Annotated in this window: 19 protein-coding genes; 12 read left to right on the forward strand and 7 right to left on the reverse strand. The window is 75.0% G+C overall.

Annotated features, from left to right (window positions below):
• The 3 genes from ABZW32_RS18215 to ABZW32_RS18225 form a co-directional block, all read left to right on the forward strand.
• The coding region (locus ABZW32_RS18215) for a helix-turn-helix transcriptional regulator (RefSeq protein ID WP_356217058.1) at positions 1-292 on the forward strand (292 nt) is incomplete at its 5' end.
• Entirely contained in the window at positions 289-2,844 is a 2,556-nt protein-coding gene (locus tag ABZW32_RS18220) for a LuxR family transcriptional regulator (protein ID WP_356217060.1), read from the forward strand. The genes ABZW32_RS18215 and ABZW32_RS18220, both read left to right, overlap by 4 nt.
• 5 nt (positions 2,845-2,849) lie before the next feature.
• Positions 2,850-5,684: an AAA family ATPase gene (locus tag ABZW32_RS18225; RefSeq protein ID WP_356217062.1), complete on the forward strand. Its 2,835-nt coding sequence runs from the start codon at positions 2,850-2,852 to the stop codon at positions 5,682-5,684.
• Between the two features lie 33 nt (positions 5,685-5,717).
• On the opposite strand, the gene ABZW32_RS18230 is transcribed toward ABZW32_RS18225, so the two are convergent.
• The 3 genes from ABZW32_RS18230 to ABZW32_RS18240 form a co-directional block, all read right to left on the reverse strand.
• Entirely contained in the window at positions 5,718-6,542 is an 825-nt protein-coding gene (locus ABZW32_RS18230) for an AfsR/SARP family transcriptional regulator (protein ID WP_356217063.1), read from the reverse strand.
• 189 nt (positions 6,543-6,731) lie between these two features.
• Entirely contained in the window at positions 6,732-8,666 is a 1,935-nt protein-coding gene (locus ABZW32_RS18235) for a 5'-nucleotidase C-terminal domain-containing protein (protein ID WP_356217065.1), read from the reverse strand.
• 296 nt (positions 8,667-8,962) lie between these two features.
• Positions 8,963-9,400, reverse strand: coding sequence for a hypothetical protein (locus tag ABZW32_RS18240; RefSeq protein ID WP_356217066.1), 438 nt, complete (start codon positions 9,398-9,400; stop codon positions 8,963-8,965).
• Positions 9,401-9,669: 269 nt separating this feature from the next.
• Here ABZW32_RS18240 and ABZW32_RS18245 point away from each other — a divergent pair, with 269 nt between their 5' ends.
• Both ABZW32_RS18245 and ABZW32_RS18250 read left to right on the forward strand, forming a co-directional pair.
• The gene (locus ABZW32_RS18245; protein ID WP_356217068.1) at positions 9,670-10,035 is read left to right on the forward strand and encodes a gamma-glutamylcyclotransferase family protein; all 366 of its coding nucleotides are present in this window, start codon (positions 9,670-9,672) and stop codon (positions 10,033-10,035) included.
• A gap of 149 nt (positions 10,036-10,184) precedes the next feature.
• Positions 10,185-10,718, forward strand: a complete 534-nt coding sequence (locus ABZW32_RS18250; protein ID WP_356217070.1) for a DM13 domain-containing protein — start codon at positions 10,185-10,187, stop codon at positions 10,716-10,718.
• Between the two features lie 55 nt (positions 10,719-10,773).
• Here ABZW32_RS18250 and katG read toward each other — a convergent pair whose 3' ends face one another.
• Entirely contained in the window at positions 10,774-13,005 is a 2,232-nt protein-coding gene (katG, locus tag ABZW32_RS18255; RefSeq protein ID WP_356217072.1) for a catalase/peroxidase HPI, read from the reverse strand.
• 378 nt (positions 13,006-13,383) lie between these two features.
• On the opposite strand from katG, the gene ABZW32_RS18260 reads away from it, so the two are divergent.
• A complete protein-coding gene (locus ABZW32_RS18260) occupies positions 13,384-13,800 on the forward strand; it encodes a Fur family transcriptional regulator (protein ID WP_356217073.1) in 417 nt (138 codons plus the stop codon).
• 70 nt (positions 13,801-13,870) lie between these two features.
• On the opposite strand, the gene ABZW32_RS18265 is transcribed toward ABZW32_RS18260, so the two are convergent.
• From ABZW32_RS18265 to ABZW32_RS18275, 3 genes are all read right to left on the reverse strand, one after another.
• Positions 13,871-15,103, reverse strand: a complete 1,233-nt coding sequence (locus tag ABZW32_RS18265; protein ID WP_356217075.1) for a VWA-like domain-containing protein — start codon at positions 15,101-15,103, stop codon at positions 13,871-13,873.
• The gene (locus ABZW32_RS18270; RefSeq protein WP_356217077.1) at positions 15,100-16,383 is read right to left on the reverse strand and encodes a MoxR family ATPase; all 1,284 of its coding nucleotides are present in this window, start codon (positions 16,381-16,383) and stop codon (positions 15,100-15,102) included. Before ABZW32_RS18270 ends, ABZW32_RS18265 begins: the two co-directional genes overlap by 4 nt.
• A gap of 84 nt (positions 16,384-16,467) precedes the next feature.
• The gene (locus tag ABZW32_RS18275) at positions 16,468-17,904 is read right to left on the reverse strand and encodes a hypothetical protein (RefSeq protein WP_356217078.1); all 1,437 of its coding nucleotides are present in this window, start codon (positions 17,902-17,904) and stop codon (positions 16,468-16,470) included.
• A gap of 613 nt (positions 17,905-18,517) precedes the next feature.
• Here ABZW32_RS18275 and ABZW32_RS18280 point away from each other — a divergent pair.
• From ABZW32_RS18280 to ABZW32_RS18305, 6 genes are all read left to right on the forward strand, one after another.
• A complete protein-coding gene (locus ABZW32_RS18280) occupies positions 18,518-19,309 on the forward strand; it encodes a serine/threonine protein kinase (RefSeq protein WP_356217080.1) in 792 nt (263 codons plus the stop codon).
• Positions 19,278-20,714 carry a serine/threonine-protein kinase gene (locus ABZW32_RS18285; protein WP_356217082.1) on the forward strand — a complete coding sequence of 479 codons (1,437 nt, stop codon included), beginning with the start codon at positions 19,278-19,280 and terminating at the stop codon, positions 20,712-20,714. The genes ABZW32_RS18280 and ABZW32_RS18285 overlap by 32 nt, the downstream gene beginning before the upstream one ends.
• Before the next feature lie 205 nt (positions 20,715-20,919).
• Positions 20,920-21,393 carry an RICIN domain-containing protein gene (locus tag ABZW32_RS18290; RefSeq protein WP_356217084.1) on the forward strand — a complete coding sequence of 158 codons (474 nt, stop codon included), beginning with the start codon at positions 20,920-20,922 and terminating at the stop codon, positions 21,391-21,393.
• A 32-nt stretch (positions 21,394-21,425) separates the two neighbouring features.
• Positions 21,426-22,454: a hypothetical protein gene (locus tag ABZW32_RS18295; RefSeq protein ID WP_356217086.1), complete on the forward strand. Its 1,029-nt coding sequence runs from the start codon at positions 21,426-21,428 to the stop codon at positions 22,452-22,454.
• 12 nt (positions 22,455-22,466) lie between these two features.
• The gene (locus ABZW32_RS18300; protein WP_356217088.1) at positions 22,467-23,501 is read left to right on the forward strand and encodes a hypothetical protein; all 1,035 of its coding nucleotides are present in this window, start codon (positions 22,467-22,469) and stop codon (positions 23,499-23,501) included.
• 52 nt (positions 23,502-23,553) lie between these two features.
• On the forward strand, positions 23,554-24,546 hold the full coding sequence (locus tag ABZW32_RS18305; RefSeq protein ID WP_356217090.1) for an esterase family protein: 993 nt from the start codon (positions 23,554-23,556) through the stop codon (positions 24,544-24,546).
• The last annotated feature ends 20 nt before the right edge of the window (positions 24,547-24,566 follow it).

A 24,566-nucleotide genomic window follows, 5' to 3' on the forward strand; every position in this document is an offset into this window, starting at 1 on the left:
GGCGCTGGCCGCGGCGGGCCTCACCGGGCCCGGCCCCCGTCCCGGCGCGGCGACGCCGGTCCGGGCCCGCCCGCTGAGCGGCACCGAGCGGCAGGTCGCGCACGCGGCGGCGCGGGGCGCCACCAACCAGGAGATCGCCGAGACCCTGTTCATCGCCCGGCGCACCGTGGAGATGCACCTCACCTCGGTCTACCGCAAGCTCGGGCTGGCCGGCCGGGCCGACCTCCCCGACGCGCTCCTCGCCCTCGCCCCCGCCCCGCCCGCGCCCCGCCCGCGGACCGGCACCCGGTGATCGCGGGAGAGGACCGGGCCCCCGACGCCCTCGTCGAGCGGGACGGCGAACTGGAGCTCCTGCGCGAGGCCGTGGCCGACCTGCTCGCCGGAGGCTCCCGCGTGATCACCGTCGAGGGAGCACCCGGCACCGGCCGCAGCGCGCTCCTGCGGTACGCCGCCGCGCGGGCGCGGGCCGCCGGATGCGCCGTCGCGTACGCCGTGGGATCCCCGACGGAGTCGGCCCTGCCCCTCGGCATCGTCACCCAGCTCCTCGCCGGGCGGGACACGCCGGGCGCCCCGGACCCCGCCGCCCTGCCCCTGCCCGCACTGTGCGAGCTCTTCCTCACCGCGGCCCGTGAACGGCCGCTGCTGCTCGCCGTCGACGACGCGCAGTGGGCGGACGCGGACTCGCGGCGCTGGCTCGAAGCCCTGCTCCGGCGGGTTCGCGGCGCGCCCCTGGCGATCCTCGTCGCCGGGACCCGGGGCGCCGTCCCCGCCACCCGGCCGGGCACCGACGGCCGCGCCGACGGTGCCCCCGCCCCCGCCGCCCGCGTCGCACTGCGGCCGTTGACCCCGCCCGGCGTGGCCGCGATGCTGGCCGCCGCCTTCGACGGGCCCGTGGATCCGGCCTTCGCCTCGGCCGCGGCCGAAGCCTGCGCGGGCAACCCCGCCGTGCTGCGCGCGGTGGTGGACGGGATCGGCGCGGACGGGCTGGAGCCGAGCGCGCACACGGCGGCCGAACTGCCGTGGCGCGCGGCCGAGTCCGTGGGCGAGCGCACCGCACGGCTGATCGACGGCCTGTCCGCGGAGCACGTCCGCCTCCTGCGCGCGATCGCCGCCGGCGGGCCGCACCTCGGCCCCGCCGCGCTGGGCGAACTGGCCGGACTGCGCGCCCTGCCGGTGTCCCGCGCACTGCGCCTGCTGGCCGACACGGGCCTGACCGAGGGCGCGGACACCCCGCGCACACCACCGGACGTGGCCGAAGCGGCCCTCGCCGGCATGACCGGGCCGGACCGCGCGACGCTGCGCGCGCGAGCCGCCGTACTCGCCCCCCGCGCCGCCGTCCCGGCCCAACCCGCCGCACCACCCGTCGGCACGGGCGCACCCGCCGACACGGGTCCGTCCGACGACGACCCCCACTGCGACGAGCGCGCGGGGTGGCGGCTGCTCGACAGCCCCGACGACCACGTCCCGGCCGTCGACCGGCTGCGCGCCGCGGACCTCCTCACCACCTGCGGCCACGAGACGACGGTGCGCCGCGGCGGCGCCCTTCCCCGGACCCTGGCGCACCCGGACACCCGCGGGGCGGAGCACGACGCGCTCCTCGCCCTGCACTGGCTGATCGAGGACGCCGCGCCCACGGAGGAGAACGCGGACATCGCGGACCACGTCCCGCCGCTGCCCGTACCACCGCGGGGGCCCGCGCAGGAAGGCGTGGCGGCCCTGCGCGGCGCCCTCGCCGGGTCACTGCCGCCCGCCCGCGTGCGCGGCCTGGCCGAGGCCGCGCTGCGTCCCGCGCCGGGGCACCCGCAGCTGTTCACCACACGGCTGGCGGCCTGCTACGCGCTGGCCCTGGCGGACGCCCACGAGGACGCCGCCGCCGGCCTCGACCCGATCGTCGCGCAGGCCCGCGCGCTGGGGGCGCGGAGCGCCGTCGCGGCGACCCTGGCCGTACGCGCGACGGTGGCCCTGCGGCGGGGCTGGCTCCAGGAGGCGGAACAGGACCTGGCGGAGGTCGAACGGGTGGCGTCCCACGGCTCCGGATCCGTGAAGTCCGTGCCGCTCACCGCCGCCCTGCGGATCCTGCTGCACCTGGAGCGCGACGAGGTGGACGAGGCGGGCCGGGCCGCGACGGCGGAGGTGCCCGTACGGGCGGTGAGCGGCATGTGGTGGCCGACGTTCCTCTACGCCCGGGGCCGCCTGGGCCTGCGCACCGGCGACCACGAGGCCGCCCTGTCGGACCTGCTGGAATGCGGACGCGGGCTGCTGGCCCGGGGCTGGACCAACCCTTCCTTCGTGCCCTGGCGTTCGGCCGCCGCCCTGGCCCGCCTGGGCCGCGGCGACCGGGCCGGGGCCACCCGCCTCGCCGCCGGGGAACTCGCGGCGGCGCGGGCGTGGGGGAGCGCGAGCGCCATCGGTACGGCCCTGCTCGCCGTGGGCCGGGTGACCGAGGGGGAACGGGCCCGCGCGGCCCGGGGCGAGGCGGCGCGGCTGCTGCTCCGCGGGGACACCCCCGCCGAGTGGTCCGCGCCCCGCCGGGCGCGACGCGTCCGGGCGCTGACCGGCGCGCACGGCATCCCGACCACGCCGTCCCGAACCGAGGGCCGGACCCCGGGCCCCCTCCCGGGCCCCTTTCCGGCGGTGCACGGCGGCGAGCCGGTCCGCGAGGAACTGACCGCGGCCGAGACGCGCGCCGCCGGACTGGTCCGCGAGGGCATGACCAACGGGGCCATCGCCCTGCGCCTGGGGGTGTCCCGGCGCATGGTGGAGATGCACCTCAGCCGTGTCTACCGCAAGCTCGGCCTCTCCGGCCGCGCGGACCTCTCCCGTCACCTCCCCGACAAGGACTGAGCCGGATGCTCCTCGAACGCGACGCCGAGCTGCGCGCGGTGGCCGAGGCCCTGCGCACCGCCAAGGACCCCGCGGCCGGAGCCGGCGCACCCGTCGTCGTCACCGGCGCCCTCGGCGCGGGCAAGACGGAGCTGCTCGACCACCTCGCACCCCTGGCGGGGCGGGAGCGGACCAGGGTCCTGCGGGCCGACGCGGCCCCCTCCGAACGGGACTTCGCCTTCGGCGTGGTGCGCCAGATCCTGGAGCCCGTGCTCGCCGGTGCCCGGCCCCCCGTCCGCGACCGGTGGCTCGACGGGGGCGGGGCCGCCGCCTGGGCCGTCGTCGCGGGCGCAGCGCCCGCGCCGGCCCCGCAGGCGTACCCCCACCTCCTGCGGGACCTGCGCGCGCTGGCCGAACGCATCGGCGCCGACCAGCCGTTGGCGGTCATGGTGGACGACCTGCAGTGGGCTGACGAGGACTCCCTGCGCTGGCTGGCCTACCTCGCCAAACGGCCCACCGCCCGACCGGTGACCCTCGTCGTGACCGTCGCCGACGGCGATCCCGGCGCCGAACGGCCCGCGGTGCGCGAGCTCCTCGCGGGCGGCGGACGCACGCTGCGACTGCGACCGCTGTCGCCGACCGCCATCCGCGCCGTCGTGGAAAGCCGCCTCGGCGTCCCGGTGCACGACGCCTTCGGCCAGGCCTGCCACGAGGCCTTCGCGGGCAATCCGATGCTCGCGGTGTCCGTCGGCGACAGCATGCGGCACGCGGGACTGCGGCCCTTCGGCACGGACGCCTCGGCGGCGCTGCGCCTGCGGCCTCCCGTCCTGCGCGAACGCCTCGCCCTGCGCCTGGAACAACTGCCCTCCCCGGTCATCGGGTTCGCCCGGGCCATGGCCGTCCTCGGGGACCAGGCCGAACCGGGGCTGACCGGCGCACTGGCGGAGCTGGACGCCGTGGACTGCCGCACCGCCGAACGGGCGCTGCGACGCCTGGGCCTGCTCACCCGCCGCCCCGGCCGGACGGGGTCGGCCTTCGTCCACCCGGTGGTCCGGGACGCCGCCGAGGAGACCATCCCCGCCGAGGAGCTCCAACGCCTCACCGGCCGCGCGGCGGCACTGCTCCACCGGTGCGGGCACCCGGCCGAACAGGTCGCGGCCCGCCTCATGGTCACACCACCGGCCACCCCGCCCGACGGCGCCCGGGCGGTGACCGTACTGCGCGCCGCGGCCGACGCGGCGCTCGACCGCGGTGCGCCCGAGGAGGCCGTCGGTTACCTGCGCCGGGCCCTGCGCGACGCGTCCACCGACGGCGAGGACCGTGCCGCGGTCCTGGTCGACCTGGCCGGCGTCGAGCGCAACCTCGACCCGTGGATGGCCGTCCGGCACGTCTCCCAGGCGGTGCCCCTGCTGCCCTCGGCCGCGCGCCGGGCCGCGGCCCTCCTGCGCGTCCCGCCGCCCCTCTTCGACACCGCGCCGCCGCACACCGCCGACCTGATCCGGCGGGAGTGGGCCGCCCACGCCCCCGGCGGCGAGCGGGACGGAGCCCGCCCCGAGGTGGCGCTGCGGCTGGAGGCCAGGCTCCGCTGCACGGAGCCCACCACGCCCGAACGGCTCGCCCGGTCGGCGGAGCGGCTGCGCGGGCTGGGCCCGGAGCCCGCCCTCGACACCGGAGCCGCCCGCGAACTCGCCACCGTACTGCTGCACGACGCGGTGGCGGCCGGGCGGATCGACCGCGGCGACGCCGTGCGGCTGGCCCGGCGCATCCTGGAGCGCACCCCGGCCGCGCCCGAGCTGCCGTACACGGCCCTGCCGCTGCTCGCGGTCACGCTGCTCGCGGCGGACGAACCCGCCGACCTGCCCGGGTGGCTGGAGACCCTCCTGGCCCGCGCGGTACGCTGGCGGGCCCCGGTGGCGCAGGTGCTGGCCGGCAGCGAACTCGCGGTGACCCTGTTGTGGTCCGGGGACGCGGTACGGGCCGAAGCCCTGGCGCTACGGGCCCAGGAGACCGCCGGGCAGCGGTGGGGGCCCGACGCGGCGGCGGACGTCGCGCTGGCGCTCGTCGCCATCGAGACCGGGGACCCGCACACGGCCGACCGGCTCCTGGCCCGGGAGGCGGCTCCCGGCTCCGCGGACACCGCCGGGGTGTACCGCAACGTCACCCACCAGCTGCTCCAGGGCGTCCGCGCCTACCACCGGCGCGACGAGGCCACCGCGCTGGACCACTTCCTGGCCTGCGGCAGGCGGCTGGAACGGGCCGGCTGGCACAACCCCGCCCTCGGCCCCTGGCGCCCCTGGGCGGCCCTGGCCCACCGCCGCCTCGGCGAGGTGGAGGCGGCCGGGGAGCTGATGCGCGACGAGTACGAGCGGGCGCGGGCTTGGGGCGCCCCGGCCGTCCTCGGCAGGGCGCTGCGCGTACGGGGCGTGCTGACGGAAGGAGAACGGGGGACGGAGCTGCTGCGGGAGGCCGTGGCGGTCCTGCGCGACTCGCACCACCGCCTGGAGCTGGCCAGGGCCCTGGTACAGCTCGGCGCACGGGCGGCCGGCGAGGGGGACCCCCGGGCGAGGAGCCTGCTGCGGGAGGGCGGCGCCCTCGCTTCGGCGTGCGGCCTGCCGGACCTCGCGGCCCGCGCCCGGAACCTGCCGGGAGTCCCCGCGGCCGACCGGGCGGCGGCCCCGACCCGGATCCAGCTGAAGGTCGCCGGGCTGGCCGCGCGGGGACTGTCGAACCGTGACATCGCCGACGAACTGGGCGTGACGCGCCGCGCGGTGGAGAAGCACCTCACGGTCGTCTACCGCAAGCTGACGGTTTCCGGCCGGTCCGAACTGCCGGAGGCGCTGGCGGCCCTCGAAACGCGCTGACGGACCGGGGCGGACCGGGCGGACCGGGCCGGCCTACGCCGATATGCGCGCGAGACGGGGATTGTCCGCGGTGAGAATGGCGTGGTGAATCCGGCGGGTCGCGAGGCAGGGATCGAGTCCGAGTTCTTCCTTCAGGACATCGCGGGCGGTCCGGTAGACGTGCAGGGCGTCAGCCCGCCGGTCGCAGCGGTAGAGCGCCAGCATGAGCTGCCGGTGGAACGCCTCGTGCAAAGGGTGCCGACCGAAGAGCGCATAGAGCCTGCTGACCGTTTCCCGGTGCCCGCCCAGGGCCAGTTCCGACTCCATCAGTAATTCCGTGCAATCCAGGATGGTTGCGTCGAGCCAGGTCGCGAAGCCATTGATGATCGGGCCGCTCCGCAGGCCTCCCAGGGGCGTGTCCTGAGTCGGTTCCAGCGCGGCGCGTAACTGCTCGACCGCCGCTTCGTGCTGCCCCGCCCGCGCCGCAGCACGGCCCTGAGCAGCCAGTTGACTGAACCGCTCGACATCGAGCTCGCCCGGCTCGACGCGGATGAAGTAGCCGGGTGAGCGGGTGACGATCGGGCTCTCGGCGATTCCGCAGGACCTCAGGAACTTCCGCAGCTCGCAGATGCGGACATGGATCGCGGTGGTGGCCCGCAGAGGCGATTCCCGGCCCCAGATCTCGGAAATCAACTCTTCGAGCGATACCACGTGGTTCGCCCGGATCAAAAGGGCGGCGAGCACGATTTCCTTCTTGCGGGCCGAAAGGTAGGACCGCTCGCCCTCGTTCACGACATGAAGTTTTCCGAGAATGCTGTATCGCACCGCTGCTCCGATCTCTTCGGCGAGCCGAACCGCCCATTCGTGCCGTCCGGGCACATTTCCAACCTAGCCAGCGGCCGTCGAAGGGGTCAACGAATCGGGAAAAGCCTGCGGTGCGGTACGGACCGAACCGCCGGGGGTGGTACGGAGGCGGGGGCCGACGGCGCACCGTCGGCCCCCGCGCCCGCGGCGGTCGCTTCCCGGCGAGCCCGCGGAGCACGAGGTCCGCCCGGAAGTACGAAGCGCTCAGCAGACCGGGCGGCCCCCGGTGGAGCCCGCGGCGGCCTCGGCGGCGGCCACGGGAGCCGGCACCGAAGGCACCGGTTCCCCGAGCGGGACCAGCCGGCCCGGCCGGCCGGCCGCCAGCGCGCCGCCCTTCGCCGAGACCCGCCCGGTCGGCACCGCCCGCAGGGTGCCGAGGGCGGCGACGTACGCGACGAAGCTGTCCGTGTCCCGACGGTGCCGGGCCGGATCCCGGAACCCGCCGAGCGCCGGGTACCCGTCCTGCCCGGTCAGCGTGTACGAGGACGTCACCACCCGGTACGTGCCGTCCAGGCGCAGCGCGGAGCCCCCGATGAGCACGTCGGCGGGCGCCACCCGGTCACCGGCCGGCCCCGAGGCGTCGAAGGAGTACCGCACGTTGGCGGAGACCGCGAGCGGCGCGTACGTCAGCCGGCCCTGCGCGTCCGGCGCCCACTGCTGCTCCAGGGCGTCGTGGAGCTGCCGTCCGGTGACCGACGCCGTGACCAGGGGACTGCCGTACCCGACCGCCCGCCAGGCCCGCTCGAAGGTGACCGGATCCTCCGTGGCGGACCCGAGGAGCAGGTCCGTGTTGATGAGGCTCCGGCCGGTCCGCGGGGCCAGTGCGATCAACGCCAGGTCCGCGGCGCCCCCGTCGGGACGCGGGCTGGTGTCGAAGGAGTCCGCCGGCTGCGCCGAGGCCCACAGCGCCCAGTCCGCCACCAGGTTGCCCATCGTGCTCTCCCCGGCCGGTGACAGGGCGCGGCGGAACGAGGCCCGCTGCCGGCCGATCGTCGCGCCCGCGTACCGGGCGGCGTACCCCTGCCAGTAGTCGACCACCTCGCGCATCTGCGGATCCGGCTCGACATCACGGGTGTTGGGGTGGTTGGTCGACGTGGTCAGCTCCCGGACGACCGCACCGGTCACGGGATCGAGGCGCAGGGTGATCTCGTTGACGATCTGGCCGTGGCAGCCCGCCTCGACGAACGGCCGCAGCCGTCCGGAGGGATCGGGGAGCATCATCGTGAAGGCACAGTGCCAGTGCCCCGTCACGATCGCGTCGATGTCCGCGGACACGCGCAGCGCCAGGTCGTACGCCGGCCCGCTCGGGTCGCTGCCCGAGTCGAACGCGGATCCGGCCACGGCGCCGTCGTGCATGCTGAGCACGATCGCGTTGACCCCGCGGGCCTTGAGCTCGGCGGCGCAACGGTTCGCGGCGGACACCTCGTCGAGCGTGGTCAGGCCCGGCTGGAAGGAGTTGGAGAACCGCTCCGTGCCGAGGGCGGTGAGGTGGATGAAGCCCAGGGGCAGCTGCCGTCCGTCGGGGGCGTCCACCCACTCGACGTGGTACGGGGGCAGCACGGTCGCCCCGCCCGGACCCGCGACGGCGTTGGCGCTGTAGTAGCGGAAGTCGGCGCCGTGGAAGCGCCTGCCGCGCGAGTCCGGCAACGTGTTCGTGCGCCCCTCGCCCTCGTACGGGAGGCCCTGCTCCATGTGCCGGACGAGGAACCCGGGGGTGCGGTCGAACTCGTGGTTCCCGGCCGTCGCGAAGTCGAGCCCCATCAGGTTGAGCGCCTCGATGGTCGGCTCGTCGGACAGGGCGAACGCCGGGAACTCCCAGCCCGAGAAGAGGTCACCCGGTGCGAAGAAGAAGGAATTGGCGCGTCCCGCCCTCAGCCGCCGCAGATGCGTGGCCATGTAGGCGACCCCGCCCACCGTGTACGTCTGCCCTCCCGCTCCGGTGATCACGGAGTCCCGCGCGGGCGCGGCGCTCAAGTAGCCGTGCAGATCGGTGATGTTCAGCAGCTGTACGTCCACGTACCCGGCTCCGCTGACGGCGTCGAGCGCCGCCCGGGTGGCCGCCGCGGCGGTACCCGTGACGGCGCGCACGCCGACGGCCCCCGCCGCGGTCAGGAAGACGCGCCGGCCCAGTCCGTTCATGGACGTTCCCCCAACGACGTACGAGAGCTGCTGGATGCGTTCGTGCACGGGTCTCCCCGGCCCGGAAGACCAACCGGTGTGCGGCACGGGCCCTGTGGGCGAACCGTTGACGAACTCCGTGTCACCGCCATGGCGGTGACATCTTCTCCCCCGGACGGCACGGCTCGTGGCACGCACCGGATCGTCCCCGTTCACGGGGCCTTCCATGCCCCGGACCCCGTACCGCGCCGTTGACGGCGCACGCGTACGGGCCCCGGCGTGGCGGGGCCCGTATCGGCGGGTGCGGCGGGGCGCTGTCAGGCGGTACGGGTGCTCGTGCGGCTGCTGTCCGTGCACAGGGCCCAGATGATGAAGAGGGAGATGGCGATCGAGACGAGCGCCCACAGTGGCGTGTAGGGCAGCCACATGAAGTCGAAGATCACGTTGATGGAGGCCAGCGCCACACCCATGACCCGGGCCCAGCCCGCGCCCTTGAGGAGACCGGCGCCGACGATGAGGAGTACGACGCCGAGCAGCAGGTGGATCCAGCCCCAGGCTTCGACGTTGAACTTGAACACGTAGGAACCCAGCCGCGCGTAGACCTCGTCCTGCGCGATTCCGGAGATGCCCTTGATCACGCTGAGGACGCCGTCCACCAGGAGCAGGACGGCGGCGAACATCGTGCCGCCCGCGGCCCAGGCGCCGCTGGCGCTGTGGGGCTGGGGAGACCTTGGGGTGGTGCTCTGTTGGGACACGGAATGCTCCTTGAGCCGGGGGGCGCCGCTTGCGGCAGGCAGTCCCATCGTTCGGCCGAGCCCGGGAGGGGGACACCGGAGCGCGGCCGTTCGGGTGAATTCCGGAGGTCCGGTCTGCGGCGGCGGCCGGTCGGGCCCGCCGCCGGCGGGCCCGCGCGCGGCTGCCGCGGGTCGCCGAGCGCCTTCAACGACGTTCCCTGATCGTGGCGTTGAGGGGATCGGATAGGTTGGGGCGGCCTTTCCGGCGAAGATCCCAGGAGGTTGTCCGCATGACCGCTCCCCCCACCCACCTGCTGTTCTCGTACGGGACCCTCCAGTCCCGGGACGTCCAGCTGGCCCGGTTCGGGAGGCCGCTCGACGGCCGCCCGGACGCGCTGCCCGGGTACCGGACCACCTACGTCACCATCACGGACCCCGAGGTCATAGCGGCCAGCGGCTCCGACCGGCACCCCCTCGTCGTCGCATCGGACGCCCCGGCGGACGCCGTCGACGGCACCGTGTTCTCGATCACCGACGCGGAACTCGCCTCGGCGGACGACTACGAGGTCGACGACTACGCCCGGACCGAGGTCGTCCTGAGCTCGGGCACGAAGGCCTGGGCCTACCTCGCCGCACCGGCCGCCGACGCGGGCTGAGGCCGCTCCGGCCAGGGCCCCGCCCAAGGCCCCGCCCCGGATCCCCGCCGGCCTCCGTAAGACTTCCGTCATCGCGCCGCCCCTGTCACCGGGGACGCCGGCGCCGTTGAATGGCGGGGAGAGGGAAGATCGAGGGAAGGCGGAGTGCGGTGGCCACGAAGAATCGGCGCCGGGGAGCGGTCGTCGCGGTACTGATCGCGGTGACGGCGGTGCTGGGGGTGGGCCTCTACTGGTTCCAGCCGTGGAAGCTGTGGCAGGACGACACCGTCCGCGAGGCCCTTCCGGCCGCCGGATCCTCCCCGGCCTCCTCGCGGACCGCCCCCGCGGGACCCCGTACGGTCGCCAGGGGCACGCTGATCAGCCACGAGCACACCACCACGGGCACGGCCAGGATCATCCGTCTCCCCGACGGCAGCCACACCCTGCGCCTGGAGGGCCTGGACACGAGCAGCGGCCCCGACCTGCGGGTCTGGATCACGGACGCGCCGGTGAAGGAGGGCACGGCGGGCTGGCGCGTGTTCGACGACGGGAAGCACCTGAGCCTGGGCAGCCTCAAGGGGAACAAGGGCGACCAGAACTACGCGATCCCCGCCGGCGTGGATCCCGCCGAGTACACCAGCGTCACCATCTGGTGCGACCGCTTCGACGTCTCCTTCGGCGCGGCCCCCCTCACCGCCGTGTGACCACGGCGGTGGGGCGTCCGGGCCGGCCCGCCGAGGGCCGGCCCGGACCTCGGACTCAGACCAGGTCGAACCGGTCCAGGTTCATGACCTTGTCCCAGGCGGAGACGAAGTCCTTGACGAACTTCGCCTTCGCGTCGTCGCTCGCGTACACCTCGGCGACGGCGCGCAGCTCCGAGTTCGACCCGAAGACCAGGTCGGCGCGGGTGCCGGTCCACTTGACCGCGCCCGTGGATGCGTCGCGGCCCTCGAAGGTGCTCTGGTCACCCGACGTCGCCGTCCACGTCGTGCCCAGGTCGAGCAGGTTGACGAAGAAGTCGTTGGTCAGGGACCCCGGGGTCTTGGTGAGCACCCCGTGCGCGGACTGCTGGTGGTTCGCACCCAGCACGCGCAGGCCGCCGACGAGGACCGTCAGCTCCGGCGCGCTCAGGTTCAGCAGGTTCGCCCGGTCGATCAGCAGGTACTCGGCCGGCAGGCGGTTGCCCTTGCCGAGGTAGTTGCGGAACCCGTCGGCCACCGGCTCCAGCGCGGAGAACGACTCCACGTCGGTCTGCTCCTGGGTGGCGTCCGCGCGGCCCGGCGTGAAGGGGACCACCACGTCGAAGCCGGCGTCCTTGGCGCCCTGCTCCACGGCGGCGGCGCCCGCCAGCACGATCAGGTCGGCGAGCGAGATCTGCTTGCCGCCGCTCTGGGCGGAGTTGAACGACGTCCGGATGCCCTCCAGGACGCGCAGTACCGTCGCCAGCCGGTCGGGCTCGTTGACCTCCCAGCCGCTCTGCGGCTGGAGACGCACCCGTCCGCCGTTGGCGCCGCCGCGCTTGTCGCTGCCGCGGAACGAGGACGCCGCGGCCCAGGCGGCCGAGACGAGCTGGGACACCGTCAGGTCGGAGGCGAGGATCTGCCGCTTGAGCGCGGCGATGTCCGCCGCGTCGACGAGCTCGTGCGTCACCGCCGGCAGCGGGTCCTGCCACAGCAGCGTCTCGGAGGGGACCTCGGGGCCGAGGTAGCGCACGACCGGGCCCATGTCGCGGTGGGTCAGCTTGAACCAGGCGCGGGCGAAGGCGTCGGCGAACTCCGCCGGGTTCTCGTGGAAGCGCCGGGAGATCTGCTCGTACGCCGGGTCGATCCGCAGCGAGAGGTCCGTCGTCAGCATCGTCGGGGCGTGGCTCTTCGACGGGTCGTGGGCGTCCGGCACGGTACCGGCACCGGCGCCGCCCTTCGGCCGCCACTGGTTCGCGCCGGCCGGGCTCTTGAAGAGCTCCCACTCGTAGCCGAACAGGATGTCGAAGAAGCTGTTGTCCCAGGTGACCGGGGTGTTCGTCCAGATGCCTTCCAGGCCGCTGGTGATCGCGTCGGCGCCCTTGCCGGTGCCGTACGAGTTCTTCCAGCCCAGGCCCTGCTGCTCCATCGGGGCGGCCTCGGGGTCGTCGCCGACGCTCTCCGCCGGACCCGCTCCGTGGGTCTTGCCGAAGGTGTGACCGCCCGCGATCAGCGCGACCGTCTCCTCGTCGTTCATCGCCATCCGGCGGAAGGTCTCACGGATGTCGCGGGCCGCGGCGAGCGGGTCCGGGTTGCCGTTGGGGCCTTCCGGGTTGACGTAGATGAGGCCCATCTGGACCGCGCCGAGGGGGTTCTCCAGCTCGCGGTCGCCGGTGTAGCGCTCGTCGTCGAGCCAGGTGGTCTCGGGGCCCCAGTACACGTCCTCGTCCGGCTCCCAGACGTCGGCGCGCCCGCCGCCGAAGCCGAAGGTCTCGAAGCCCATCTGCTCCAGGGCGACGTTGCCGGTCAGGATCATCAGGTCGGCCCAGGACAGGCTCTGGCCGTACTTCTTCTTGACCGGCCACAGCAGGCGGCGGGCCTTGTCGAGGTTCCCGTTGTCCGGCCAGCTGTTCAGAGGCGCGAAGCGCTGCTGACCGGCCCCGGCACCGCCGCGGCCGTCGCTGATCCGGTAGGTGCCCGCGCTGTGCCAGGCCATGCGGATCATGAACGGGCCGTAGTTGCCGAAGTCCGCCGGCCACCAGTCCTGCGAGGTCGTGAGCACCTCGGCGATGTCCCGCTTGACGGTGGGCAGATCGAGGGCCTCGAAGGCCTGCGCGTAGTCGAACCCCTCACCCAGGGGGTTCGCCACGGCGGGGTTCTTCGCGAGGATCTTCAGATTGAGGCGCTCGGGCCACCACTGGCGGTTGCCACCGCCCTGCGTCGGGTGAGGAGCGCGGTCGTGGGCGACCGGGCAGCCGCCCGAGCCCTCCGACTTCGCCTCTGTGACGATTGCATCGTGGTTCTCAGACATGGGAATCCTTCCGGACCTGGTCGATCACAACGCTCGAAAACTGCCTGCAGGTGAAGGGGCCGGGGCGCGGGGCCCCGGTAACGCGCTCGGTCCCGTCGGCCGCCATGACGTCACGGGGGCCACGGCGCGGACGGTCGAGCGAGGGGAAACGGGCGGCCCGCACCTGCGGGTCGACGCCGTGCGGCTCCTCGGCGGTGGTCCGTCACGGATCCGATCTCCTGCCGCTCTGGAGTTTTCCTGTCCCTTGGCTATCTACGAATCCGATCCTACGATGGACGGAATCCAAGTCAAGAAGGACACCAAGACCCTGTCCTCCCGGATCCCGGACGACCGTCGCCACGTTCCGGACATCCGGCCGACCCGAACGGGTGAGCCGACATGAGTGACCTGCTGGAACGCCTGCGAGAGCGCGGCTGGCGCCTGACGTCCCAGCGACGGGTGGTCGCGGAGGTCCTCGACGGCGACCACGTGCACCTCACGGCCGACGAGGTGCACGCCCGTGCGGTGGAGCGGCTGCCCGAGATCTCCCGCGCGACCGTCTACAACGCCCTGGGCGAGCTGGTCTCCCTCGGGGAGGTCGTCGAGGTCTCCACCGACGGCCGGGCCAAGCGCTACGACCCCAACGCGCACCGGCCGCACGAGCACCTCGTCTGCTCCGGCTGCGGCCTCATCCGCGACGTCCACCCCACCGGCGACCCGCTGGCCCAGCTGCCGGCGGACGAACGCTTCGGTTTCACCGTGTCCGGCGCCCAGGTCACCTACCGGGGGCTGTGCCCCACCTGCGCCCGCGGCTGAAACCCCTCCCTCCGGCGCCCGGCACCCCGCTCGCCCCGGCCCACCTCTCGACCCCGTATGGACCGGGGGACTACCCGATCTCCACCACCCGGGCCCACGCGGGCGGCGCGTCCGGAACGTAGTCGGGATCCTCCTCGCTCCACGACGGCGCCCGGGGGAAGAGACCCACCACCGTCCGGCACCCGGGCCGGTCCCGCGGCCACGGGGTCTGCCCGTCGGTCAGGACCACGATCACGTCCGGCCGCGTGGCCGTGCGCAGCGCGCGGGCGAATCCCGCCCGTAGATCGGTGCCCCCGCCGCCCACCAGCGCGAACCCCTCGGCACGGCACAGCGGGTCCGCCACCCGGGCCGCCGCGTCGCAGGCCAGCACCGTGACGAGGTCGCGGCGTCCGCCCACGGCCCGGGAGATCGCGGTGACTTCGAGGAGCGCGCTGCCCAGTTCGGCGTCGCTCACCGAGGCGGAGGTGTCGATGATCACGCTGACCCGGGGCGGCCTGCGCCGCAGACTCGGCAGGACGGCGCCCGGCACCCCGGCGGAACGCCGTGACGGCCGCCCGTACGTGTAGTCCTCGCCCGCGCCGGAACCCGAGACGGCCGAGCGCAGCGCCGCCCCCAGCAACTCCCGCCACGGCTGCGGCGGGTGGAACGCCTCGTCCGCCCACCGCCGCCAGCCCCGCGAGGCCCTCCCCGGGCGGCCGGTGATGCCCTGTGCCACCCGGAAACGGACCGCGTCCTTTTCCTGCTCGCTGAGCCCGTGCGCCCCGTCCGGGCCCAGGTCCCACTCGCGGTCCAGTCCGTCGGCCCCGCTGCCGCAGTCCAGCCAGCTCAGGTGCAGGGTGCCCGCGCCGAGGCTGAACTGGCGGAAGTAGTCCTCCATCAGCTCCCCCGGGGACAGCCCCAGGGTCCCCGGTGTGACGGCCCCCTCGGGTACCACCAGCCCGTCGCCGAAGGCGTCGTCGTTGATCTCGCAGTCCGCGGCGATGTTCATCCGCAGCCGGTCCCCGGGCCCGCTCAGCCCCTGCTCCCGCGCGAGCCGGTCACCGCGCCCGTGGTGGTCGCGCAGCAGGTGCGACACCTCGTGCACCCACACCCCGGCGAGCTCCTCCACCGGGGTGCGCTCGACGAACCCGGGCGAGGCGTAGCACCGCCAGTGCCGGTCCACGGCCATCGTAGGTACCCGGGGCGACTCCACGACGTGCAGGGCGAACAGGGCCGTCGCCAGGTAGGGCCGGGCCCGTACGGCGTACAGCCGGGCCGCGAACAGCTTGTCGAGGTCCAGCGTCCCGGCGGTGCCCCCGGTCACGCGCCGGCCTCCGCGCCGGCCCGGCCCGCGACCCGGTCCGCCGCCCGGTCGGCGCGCCGGGACAGCGTCACCACCCCGGCGAGCCGCTCGATCTCCGGTGGCACGTCCCAGTCCTCCTGCCGCAGCGCGGCGAGGGTCGTCGCGGGCACCACCACCAGGTCCGGGGCCCCCGTCTCCAGCGCCCGGACCAGCAGCGCCCACGCCGCGTCCCAGCGGGACCGCCCCGGGCGCGCCCGGACGGCGGCCACCACCGCGTCGAGTACGGTCCGGCGCAGGTCCCCCCGTTCCGGCAGCTCGGCTCGGGCCGGATCCGCGAGCAGCGTCTCCGGGTCCGGCAGGTCCATGCGGTCCAGCCAGGCCAGCAGCTCCAGACCCGGGCCGTCTCCCACCGTGCCCCGGACCAGCAGGGAGAGCACCTCCCGGAAGGAACCCGCGGCCGTCGCGAAGGCGGTGAGGCACAGGGCCATGTCCCAGCTCCGGGGCGACGGCCAGGGACCGCCCCGGCGGGCCTCGCCGCTCGGCAGCCGGTGGACCAGTTCGGGCCGCGCCGTGAGCAGTCCGCACACCGCGCGGCGGGCGAAGGCCACGGCCTCCGGCAGGAGTCCGGGGTCCAGCGTGGGCAGGGTCGCGCGAGGCCAGGTCCCGCCGAGACCGCGTACGACGACCTGGTGGTCGTGGGTCCACTGGAGGTGGACGAACCGGTTGGCCAGGGGCGGACTCAGCTCCCAGCCGTCGGCCGCCGAGCCCCTCGGGTTGGCGGCGGCCACGATCCGTACCCCGGGCGGCAGTTGCAGCGCGCCGATCCTCCGTTCCAGCACCAGGCGCAGCAGGGCTGCCTGGACGGCGGGTGGCGCGGTGGACAGTTCGTCCAGGAACAGAAGCCCCCGGCCGGCCCGCACGAGGCGCACGGCCCAGTCCGGCGGCGCCATCGGCACGCCCTGGACGGCGGGGTCGTCGCCGATGACGGGCAGTCCGGAGAAGTCGGACGGCTCGTGCACGCTGGCGATCACCGTGGTCAGCGGCAGGTCCAGGGCCGTGGCGAGCTGGGTCAGGGCGGCGGTCTTGCCGATCCCCGGCTCACCCCACAGCAGCACGGGCAGGTCGGCGGCCACGGCCAGGGTCAGCGCTTCCAGCTGGATGTCGGGACGGGGTTCGGTGGTGGTTTCGCGCAGGAGGGCCAGCAGGTCGCCGGCGACGTCGAGCCGGGCGGGCGGGGCGGACTCCGGGGGGACGGTGCGGGCGGGGGAAGGGGAAGGGGCGTACGAGGACAGCGCGGACATATCGATCACCTGTGGGTTCGCGGAAGACGGGCGGGCATGCGGAAACAGGGGTACGGCGGGTACGGCGGACGTCGGCCGGAGGGGTCAGCGGGCGGTCGCGGGACGGGGGCGGGGGCGGGGGCCGCGCGGACGGCCGCGCCCGTCGGGGACGCGGCCGGGCCCGGGCCCGGCCAGGCCCGCCCGGAACAGCCCGTACACGAGGCGCCGCTGCGCCGCCGCCCGGAGCTCGTCCCGCAGGGCGCCGCCCCGCAGCACCGCGTCGGGTCCGAGGAGCCCCTCCACGACGGCCAGCGCGCCGGCCGTGTCCCCGTGGTCGAGGCGCTCGCGGACGCCGGTGAGGCAGTCGGGACGGCGGTGCGCCTCGTCGATGGCGCGCAGGCAGGGCAGGGGAGTCCCGCCCAGCGCCACCAGCAGTTCCTCGCGCCGGATCTCGTCGGGGCCGTGGTCCAGCGCGGTCAGCACCCCGCCGACCGGGCCGATCCGGTGCCGGGCACCCCGGCACTCGACGAGCCGGGGCCCGCCGGGCGGGTCCGGGTCCCGTCGAGGGCCGGCCGGCCGGTACCCGGGCTCCAGGGCGGAGGCGACCAGGGGGTGGAGCCGACCGGCCTCGATCAGTCCGGCGCGCAGCAGTTCCAGGTCGGGCGCCACCCGGGTCGCCGCATCGGGCAGGACGGGCGGGACGCGCGCGTCGCGGCCCCCGCTCCCGGAGGCCGCCGCGTCCCCGGACACGGCCGTGATCCGCAGCGCGGGCGGCCCGGAGCCGTCCCCGTCCGGAGCCAGGTCGAGGAGCAGCTGCCGACGCGTGCCGAGCCGTACGGTGACGGCTCCGGCGGTGCGCCCCTCGGCGCGGAGCAGGATCCCGGCCTCGGCCGCCCACCGGTCGACGGCGAAGCGGTGCCCGTCCGGGACCGTCCCCGGCAGCTCCGGCAGCCTCCGACGCGCGACGGCGCCACCGCCCGCCGCCGGTGCGCCCGCTCCGGCGCGGATCCGCAGCTCGTCGCTGCGGCGCGCGTCCCAGAGGTGGCGGTGCAGGTCGAGGCGGAACCGCCGGTCGGGGCGCGGGTGGGGATGGCGCGCCTCACCCGGTTCGGGAAGGGAGCGGTCGTACAGTGCGAGGCTGAACCGCTGGCCCGCGTCCGCCCAGGCGGGCGGCGTCCGCACCACGAGGTGCACCGGGCACGAACCGTCGTACCCCGCGCCCTCGTACCGGGCCAGCGTGAGGGTCAGGCCGGGACGCAGCAGCCCGTCGGGAGCGATCCGCGGCAGGTGCCAGCGCAACAGGTCGGGAGCCAGATGGCGCAGGTCCGCCCGGATCCGCGCCGCGAGGTCCCGGCCGTGGGTGCGCGCCAGTCGGCGCAGGTCCAGGTCGAGGTCGATGCCCGCGGCGGCGCAGGCGCCCGCCCAGTCCCCCGCGCGGCGGCGGGTGGTGGCGGTTTCGATCATGGGGGCCGGCACGGCGAACTCGCGCACGCGCAGCCACAGGGAAAGGCGGGAATCCCCGTACACGTCCTGAGTGAGCATCAGCGCTCACCTTGCGTGGACGGGACCCCCGATCTGTGAAGGGTTTCGGTGGTCATCGCGGTGATCTTAGCGCTCCGTGGATCCTTCGGCCAGGAGTTTGCGCGCCGGTGGCCGTGCGGGGCCGGAACCAGCCCCGGTGTCAACGACGTTGACGCGGTTCCCGCCGGAAAATCGCCAGTCCCGGGCCCGTTCCGGCCGACTCCGGGGCCCGCGCCGGGCCGTCGCCCGGCCCGCCCGGTGGCAGGGGAAGAGGCCGGCGCGCCCGACGGCTCCGAGCCCCCTTCCCGCGTACGCCCCGGCCCGCCACCCGGGGACCCGGCGCCCGACGTGGACCGGCGGGCGGCCCCGATCCGGCCCCTGACCAGCGGCGGCGCGCCCCGCCGGGCCGGGGCGGGGCCCGCCGGTCCGCGTCGGCCCCCGACCCGGCCGGGCTCCCGCCGCGCGGCGCCGAAGGCCACCGGCGGGCCCGCGCGCGGCGCCGCCGAAGCGGCCGGCAGGACCGCGCGGGACGGCGCGGGGCTACGAAAGCAGCCAAAGCACCCCCGGGATCCCCCGTCCGGCCTGTGTACCCTTCGCCGCGTGACGACCGGTGACACGGAGCGAGGAGGGGGCCGTGAGCGGGGTACTGATCCACCTGCCGCGGGGCAGCGGTGACGCGGTGACCCTGCGGCTGGGCCCGGGGGAATCGGCGCGCTTCGGGCGGGGCTCCGAGACGACCCCCGTGGAACTGCGCCTCGTCGACGCGGCGATCTCCCGGCTCGCCGGGGAGATCCGGGTGACCGACGACCACTGGCAGCTCAGCAACCACAGCACGACCCAGAGCTACCTGGTGGAGAACCCGGAGGGAGCCGGCGAGTACCTGCGGGTGCCGCCGCGCCGGGCCGGGGCACCGATCCCCTTCGAGTTCTCCCGGGTCGTGCTGCCCACCCGCGGGGAGGCCACGGTCTCCTTCCAGGTGTTCGCGCCCGACCACGTCTACCTGGACCCGGCCGGTACGGGCGCCTCCTGGGGGAGCCCCACGGTCACGGCGTACTCCCTCGACGAGACGGCCATCTACTTCCTCGTGCTGGTCGCGCTCTGCGAACCACGGCTGCGCGACGAGTCCCCGGTCGCGGTGCCCACCACCCCCGAGATCGTCGAGCGGCTCGCGGGACTGCCGGGCTGCGCGCAGCTGACGGCCCGCGCGGTCAGCTCGCACATCGACTACCTCGCCGACGAGAAGACGCGGATCAGCGCCCCCGCCGAGACCGGCCCCGGCAGGGGGCCCCGGCGCAACGGCAAGCGGGAGACTCTCGTCGGCCTCGCGCTGCGGTTCGGGCTGGTGCGGGAGGAGCACCTCGCGCTGCTGCCGCCCCGGGCCGGAGGAGGAGAGGGTGCAGCGCCCGGCCGACGCCTCGGGAAGTGACCGCGGCGAACCGCTGCCGCGCGGCCACCGCGTCGGGGCGTGGGAGGTCACCGGCCCGATCGGAGCCGGCGGCTGGGCAACGGTCCACGCGGGCCGCCGGGCCGCCGACGCCCCGGCGGACGCGGGCCGGCCCGGGGAGGTCGCCCTGAAGGTCCTGCCGACCGGCGGACTCGCACCCCGCCAGGCCCGCGCGATCGCCGAATCCGCCCGGCGCGAGGTCGAGCTCGCCCGCCGGGCCGGACACCCCCGGCTGATCCGCCTGCTCGACTCCTTCGTGCTGAGCGAACCGGGCCACCCGTACCTGGACGGCGCGATCGTGCTGGTCATGGAACGGGCCGAACGCAGCCTGCGCGACCGGCTCGCCGCCCCGGTGACCGTCGCCGAAGGGGCCCGTCTGATCACCGGGATCTGTGAGGGGCTGGCCCACCTGCACCGCAGCGGCTGGGTCCACGGGGACCTCAAACCGGACAACGTCCTGCTGATGCCGGACGGCTCGGTCAAACTCGCCGACTTCGGCCTCGCCACCGAACTGACCGGCACCCACGGCACCCACGGGTACGCACCCCCGATGGGCACCCTGGACTACCTCCCGCCCGAGCGCCGCCGCGCACCGCTCGGCGAACACGGCGTCCAGGTACGGCCCAGCGCCGACGTCTGGGCGCTCGGCATCGTGATCCACGAGGTGTTCGCGGGCGGCGCCCCGCCCTTCCCGGGCGCCACCTCGATGGCGCGCGCCGCGGCGGCCCAGGAGTACGCCGAGGGCCGCGCCGCGCTGCGCACCGACCACGCCGTACCGCCGTTCTGGCGGGAACTGGCCGCCGACTGCCTGGCGCCCACCCACGAGGCCCGCGCCGCGCACACCGCCGAGACCCTGCTCCGCCGCATCGCCGCCGACCGGCCGGCAGAGGGCCCGGGCGTCGCGGGCCCGGCCTCCCCGCCCCCGCCCGCACGCCGGATCCACCGCCGGGCCCGCGCCGCCCTCCTGGCCGGCGCCGCCGTGTGCGGGGCGGCCGTCGCACTCTGGCCCCACGGGGCCCGCGACGTGTCACCCGCCGCCCGGACCGAAACCACGGGCAGCCTGAGGGTGTTCAACGCCGAGCAGGGGTGCCGGAACCGGACGGACCGGATCCCGCGGTGCAGCCTCGGCCTGGCGATCGACCCGCTGAAGGCCTACACCCCCGACAACGTCGTGGCCACCCGGGTGTGGGACGGACAGGTCCTCGCCGTGGACTGCCTGCTCCCCCGGGGGATGCCCATCATCGACGAATCGGACGCCGTGTCCGTCGAGTGGTTCCGCGTCCGCCTGCCCGAGGACGCGGCCCGCCCCACCGCCTGGCTGCCGGCCGTGCGCACCAAGGACCGCCCCACCGTCCCCGAATGCCCGCGCCCCACCCCCGCCGGCTGACGGGTTCCCGCACCGAGGGTCCCTTCGCGTGGGCGGCGGCTGCCCCGAGTCTGCGGCCGGCGCTCCCCGCCGTCACTCCGGAACGTTGCGGATGCCCCCGCCCCTTGCCCCGCCGCTAACTTGCGGTCTGCCCGGTCCGCGGACCGTGCCCACGCCCGCCGGCAGCGGGCGCGGGTCCACTCACGGATGGAAGTGAACCGCACAGATGCACGTCACACGAACCCCCCTGCTCGGCAAGGCCCTTGCCCTCACCGCCCTCACCTCCCTCACCGCCCTGGCCGCGGCGCCCACCGCCTCGGCGGCCCCCGCCCGCCCGGCCGACGCCGTCCAGAGCTTCCGCAGCCAGGCGACCGGCCGCTGCATGGACGACACCTCCAACGGGTTCCGCACCTGGAGCTGCAACGGCAGCAACCCGCAACTGTGGACCGTGCACGTCTGGGGCGACGGATCCCGGCAGTTGCGCAACGTCAACACGGGCCGCTGCGTCGAGGACACCGACAACGGGTTCCGCACCGTCGGCAGCTGCAACTCCAGCCCGGAGCAGAGCTGGTGGGTGAAGGTCTGGGGCGACGGCAGCATCCGCCTGCAGAACCAGGCCACCGGCCGGTGCATCGACGACAGCTCCCTGGGCTTCCGCACGTGGGCGTGCAACGACACGCCCTACCAGAGCTGGTTCTGACCCCCCGACATCCCTCACGAAGGAGCACACAGGTGCCTGGACCGGCCGCACGACGCGCGGGACGGGGGCTGGCGGTCGCGCTGGCCCTGACCACCGCGACCACCCTGGGCGGACCGGTCCGGGCGGCGGGACCGCCGCCCGGCGTGCCGGGCCCCCTCGGGCACCCGGCGACAGCCGAGATGTTCTGCGCGATACCACCCGAGCGGGACATCGCGGTCACCCGCAAGGTCTACGAGGTCGGCCAACGGCGCGGCGTGTCCGACAAGGTGATGCTCGCCGGATTCGAGACCGGCTGGGTGGAGTCCCGCATGAACAACCTGAACTGCGGGGACCGCGACTCGCTCGGCGTCTTCCAGCAGCGGCCCTCCCAGGGCTGGGGCTCGCCCGAGCAGGTCCTCGACGTCGACTACGCGGCGAACAAGTTCTTCGAGGTGGCCCAGCAGATGGAGCCCGGCATGGAAGGCGGCAGCGCGGGCGAACTCGCCCAGGCCGTCCAGCGCTCGGCCTACCCGGAACGCTACCCCCAGGCGGAGGGCACGGCCCGGCAGATGCGGGACGAGGCGTTCCAGCCCTACGGCGCGATCGGGTCCAAGTACGCGGCCCTGGGCGGCCCCGGCGGCCCCCTCGGCCCTCCGGTCCGCGCCGAGGAGGACGCGATGCTGGGCGGGCGGTTCCAGGTGTTCGCGAACGGGATGGTGATCTGGCGTCCGGACGTGGCGTTCGCGGTGTACGGGGAGATCCTGGCGCGGTTCTGGGCGACGGACGCGGAGCGGGCGTGGGGTTTCCCGGTGATGGACGAGGCGGATGCGGGCCGGTCGCCGGGCGGGACGCTGGGGCGTTATCAGTCGTTCGAGCGGGCGTTGTTCCTGTGGTCGGCGCAGACGGGTGCGCACGTGGTGCACGGGGCGATCCTCGACGGGTTCCGGGCCGGGGGGAACGAGCGGGTGCTGGGTTATCCGGTGGCCGACGAGGTCGACGAGCCGGGCGGCCGGGCCCAGCGGTTCCAGAACGCCACCATCCACTGGAACCCCTCCCGGGGCACCTGGACCACCACCAACTGACGGGGGACCGACATGGGAGCACGCAAAACGCGGCGCACACCGGCGGCGCTGGCACTGGCCCTGGCGGCCCTGGCGGCCCTGGCGGCCCTGGCGGCCCTGGCGTTCGGCCTCGGGGCGGCGCCGGCCGCGAGCGCCTCGGAGCGCGGCGGGTCCATCGGGCGGGGCGAGGTGATGGACCGCGCCTGGTCCTGGATCGCGGAGCAGGTCCCGTACGACCAGAGCGGCTGCCACGAGAACCGGTTCGGCTGCTACCGCCCGGACTGCTCGGGCTACGTGTCGATGGCCTGGAACCTGGACTCCTCGCTGACCACCTGGACCCTGTGGAACGTCACCTCGGACATCCCGGCGAACGAACTCCAGCCCGGTGACGCCCTGCTGCGCGACTCGGGCGGCACGGACCACGTGGCGCTCTTCGTCCGCTGGGCGGACGAGGCCCACACACGGCCGGTGGTGCGCGAGACGTACGACTTCGGGCACGTCCCCGAGGAACGGGCATGGAACGACGGTCTGCGCGGCTTCACCCCCCGCCGGTACGACCGGCTCGACGACCTGATGCCCTACGGCGCGATCGGGTCCAAGTACGCGGCCCTCGGCGGCCCCGGCGGACCTCTGGGGCAGCCCGTCTCCGGTGAACGCGACGCGATGCTGGGCGGGCGGTTCCAGGTGTTCGCGAACGGGATGGTGATCTGGCGTCCGGACGTGGCGTTCGCGGTGTACGGGGAGATCCTGGCGCGGTTCTGGGCGACGGACGCGGAGCGGGCGTGGGGTTTCCCGGTGATGGACGAGGCGGATGCGGGCCGGTCGCCGGGCGGGACGCTGGGGCGCTACCAGGCGTTCGAGCGGGCGTTGTTCCTGTGGTCGGCGCAGACGGGTGCGCACGTGGTGCACGGGGCGATCCTCGACGCGTTCCGGGCCGGGGGGAACGAGCGGGTGCTGGGTTATCCGGTTGCCGACGAGGTCGACGAGCCGGGCGGCAGGGCCCAGCGGTTCCAGAACGCCACCATCCACTGGAACCCCTCCCGGGGCACCTGGACCACCACCAACTGATGGAACGTCAATCAAGGCTTCACCAAGACCACTTCGCGACCAGGAGATCATCGTGAACGAGTACCGTCCCACCCGCAGGAGCGTCCTCAGGACCGTCGGCGGACTCTCCGCCGCGGCGGCCCTCGGCGCGGGCGGCGTCCTCGCGGCGGCCACGTCCGCCGCCGCCGTCGGCGACGCCGCCGGACTGCACATCGTCGACCGGGGCGAGGCCGACCCCCGCATGTGGTACTACCGCTTCGCGACCAACGAGATCGGCTGGCAGCCCGCCGTCAACGTCCTGCTGCCCGACGACTACCACACCAGCGGGAGGACCTACCCGGTCCTCTACCTCTTCCACGGCGGGGGCACCGACCAGGACTTCATCACCTTCGACCGCCCGCCCCTGAACATCCGCGCCTGGACCGCCGGCAAGCCGATCATCGTCGTGATGCCCGACGGCGGCCACGCGGGCTGGTACTCCAACCCGGTCGGCTCCAACGTCGGCCCCCGCAACTGGGAGTCGTTCCACATCAACCAGCTGCTCCCGTGGGTCGAGGCGAACTTCCGCACGTTCGCCGAGTACGACGGCCGCGCCGTCGCCGGGTTCTCCATGGGCGGCTTCGGCGCACTGAAGTACGCGGCCAAGTACTGGGGCCACTTCGCCTCGGTCAGCTCCCACTCCGGCCCGGCCAGCATCCGTCGCGACGGCGGCGCGGTGGTCCACTGGGCCAACCTGTCCTCCGCCGCCCTGGACCTGGGCGGCGCGACCGTCTACGGCACCCCCTGGGACCAGGCGAGGGTCACCGCCGACAACCCGATGGAGCGCATCGAGAGCTACCGCAACAAGAGGGTCTTCCTGGTCGCCGGGACCAGCCCCGACCGGACCAACGCCTTCGACACCTTCAACGAGACCCAGGTGCTCGCCGGGCAGCGGGAGTTCCGCGGCGCCCTCGACCGGGCCGGCATCCCGCACGAGTGGCACGAGGAGCCGGGCGGCCACTTCGTCCGCGACTACATGATGACCCGGGACCTCGACGGCATCATCGACCGCCTCCGCAAGGCCTGACCCCGGTCGCCCCGGTCCAC

It is taken from the genome of Streptomyces sp. NPDC004667, assembly GCF_040609475.1.
Lineage (GTDB): Bacteria > Actinomycetota > Actinomycetes > Streptomycetales > Streptomycetaceae > Streptomyces.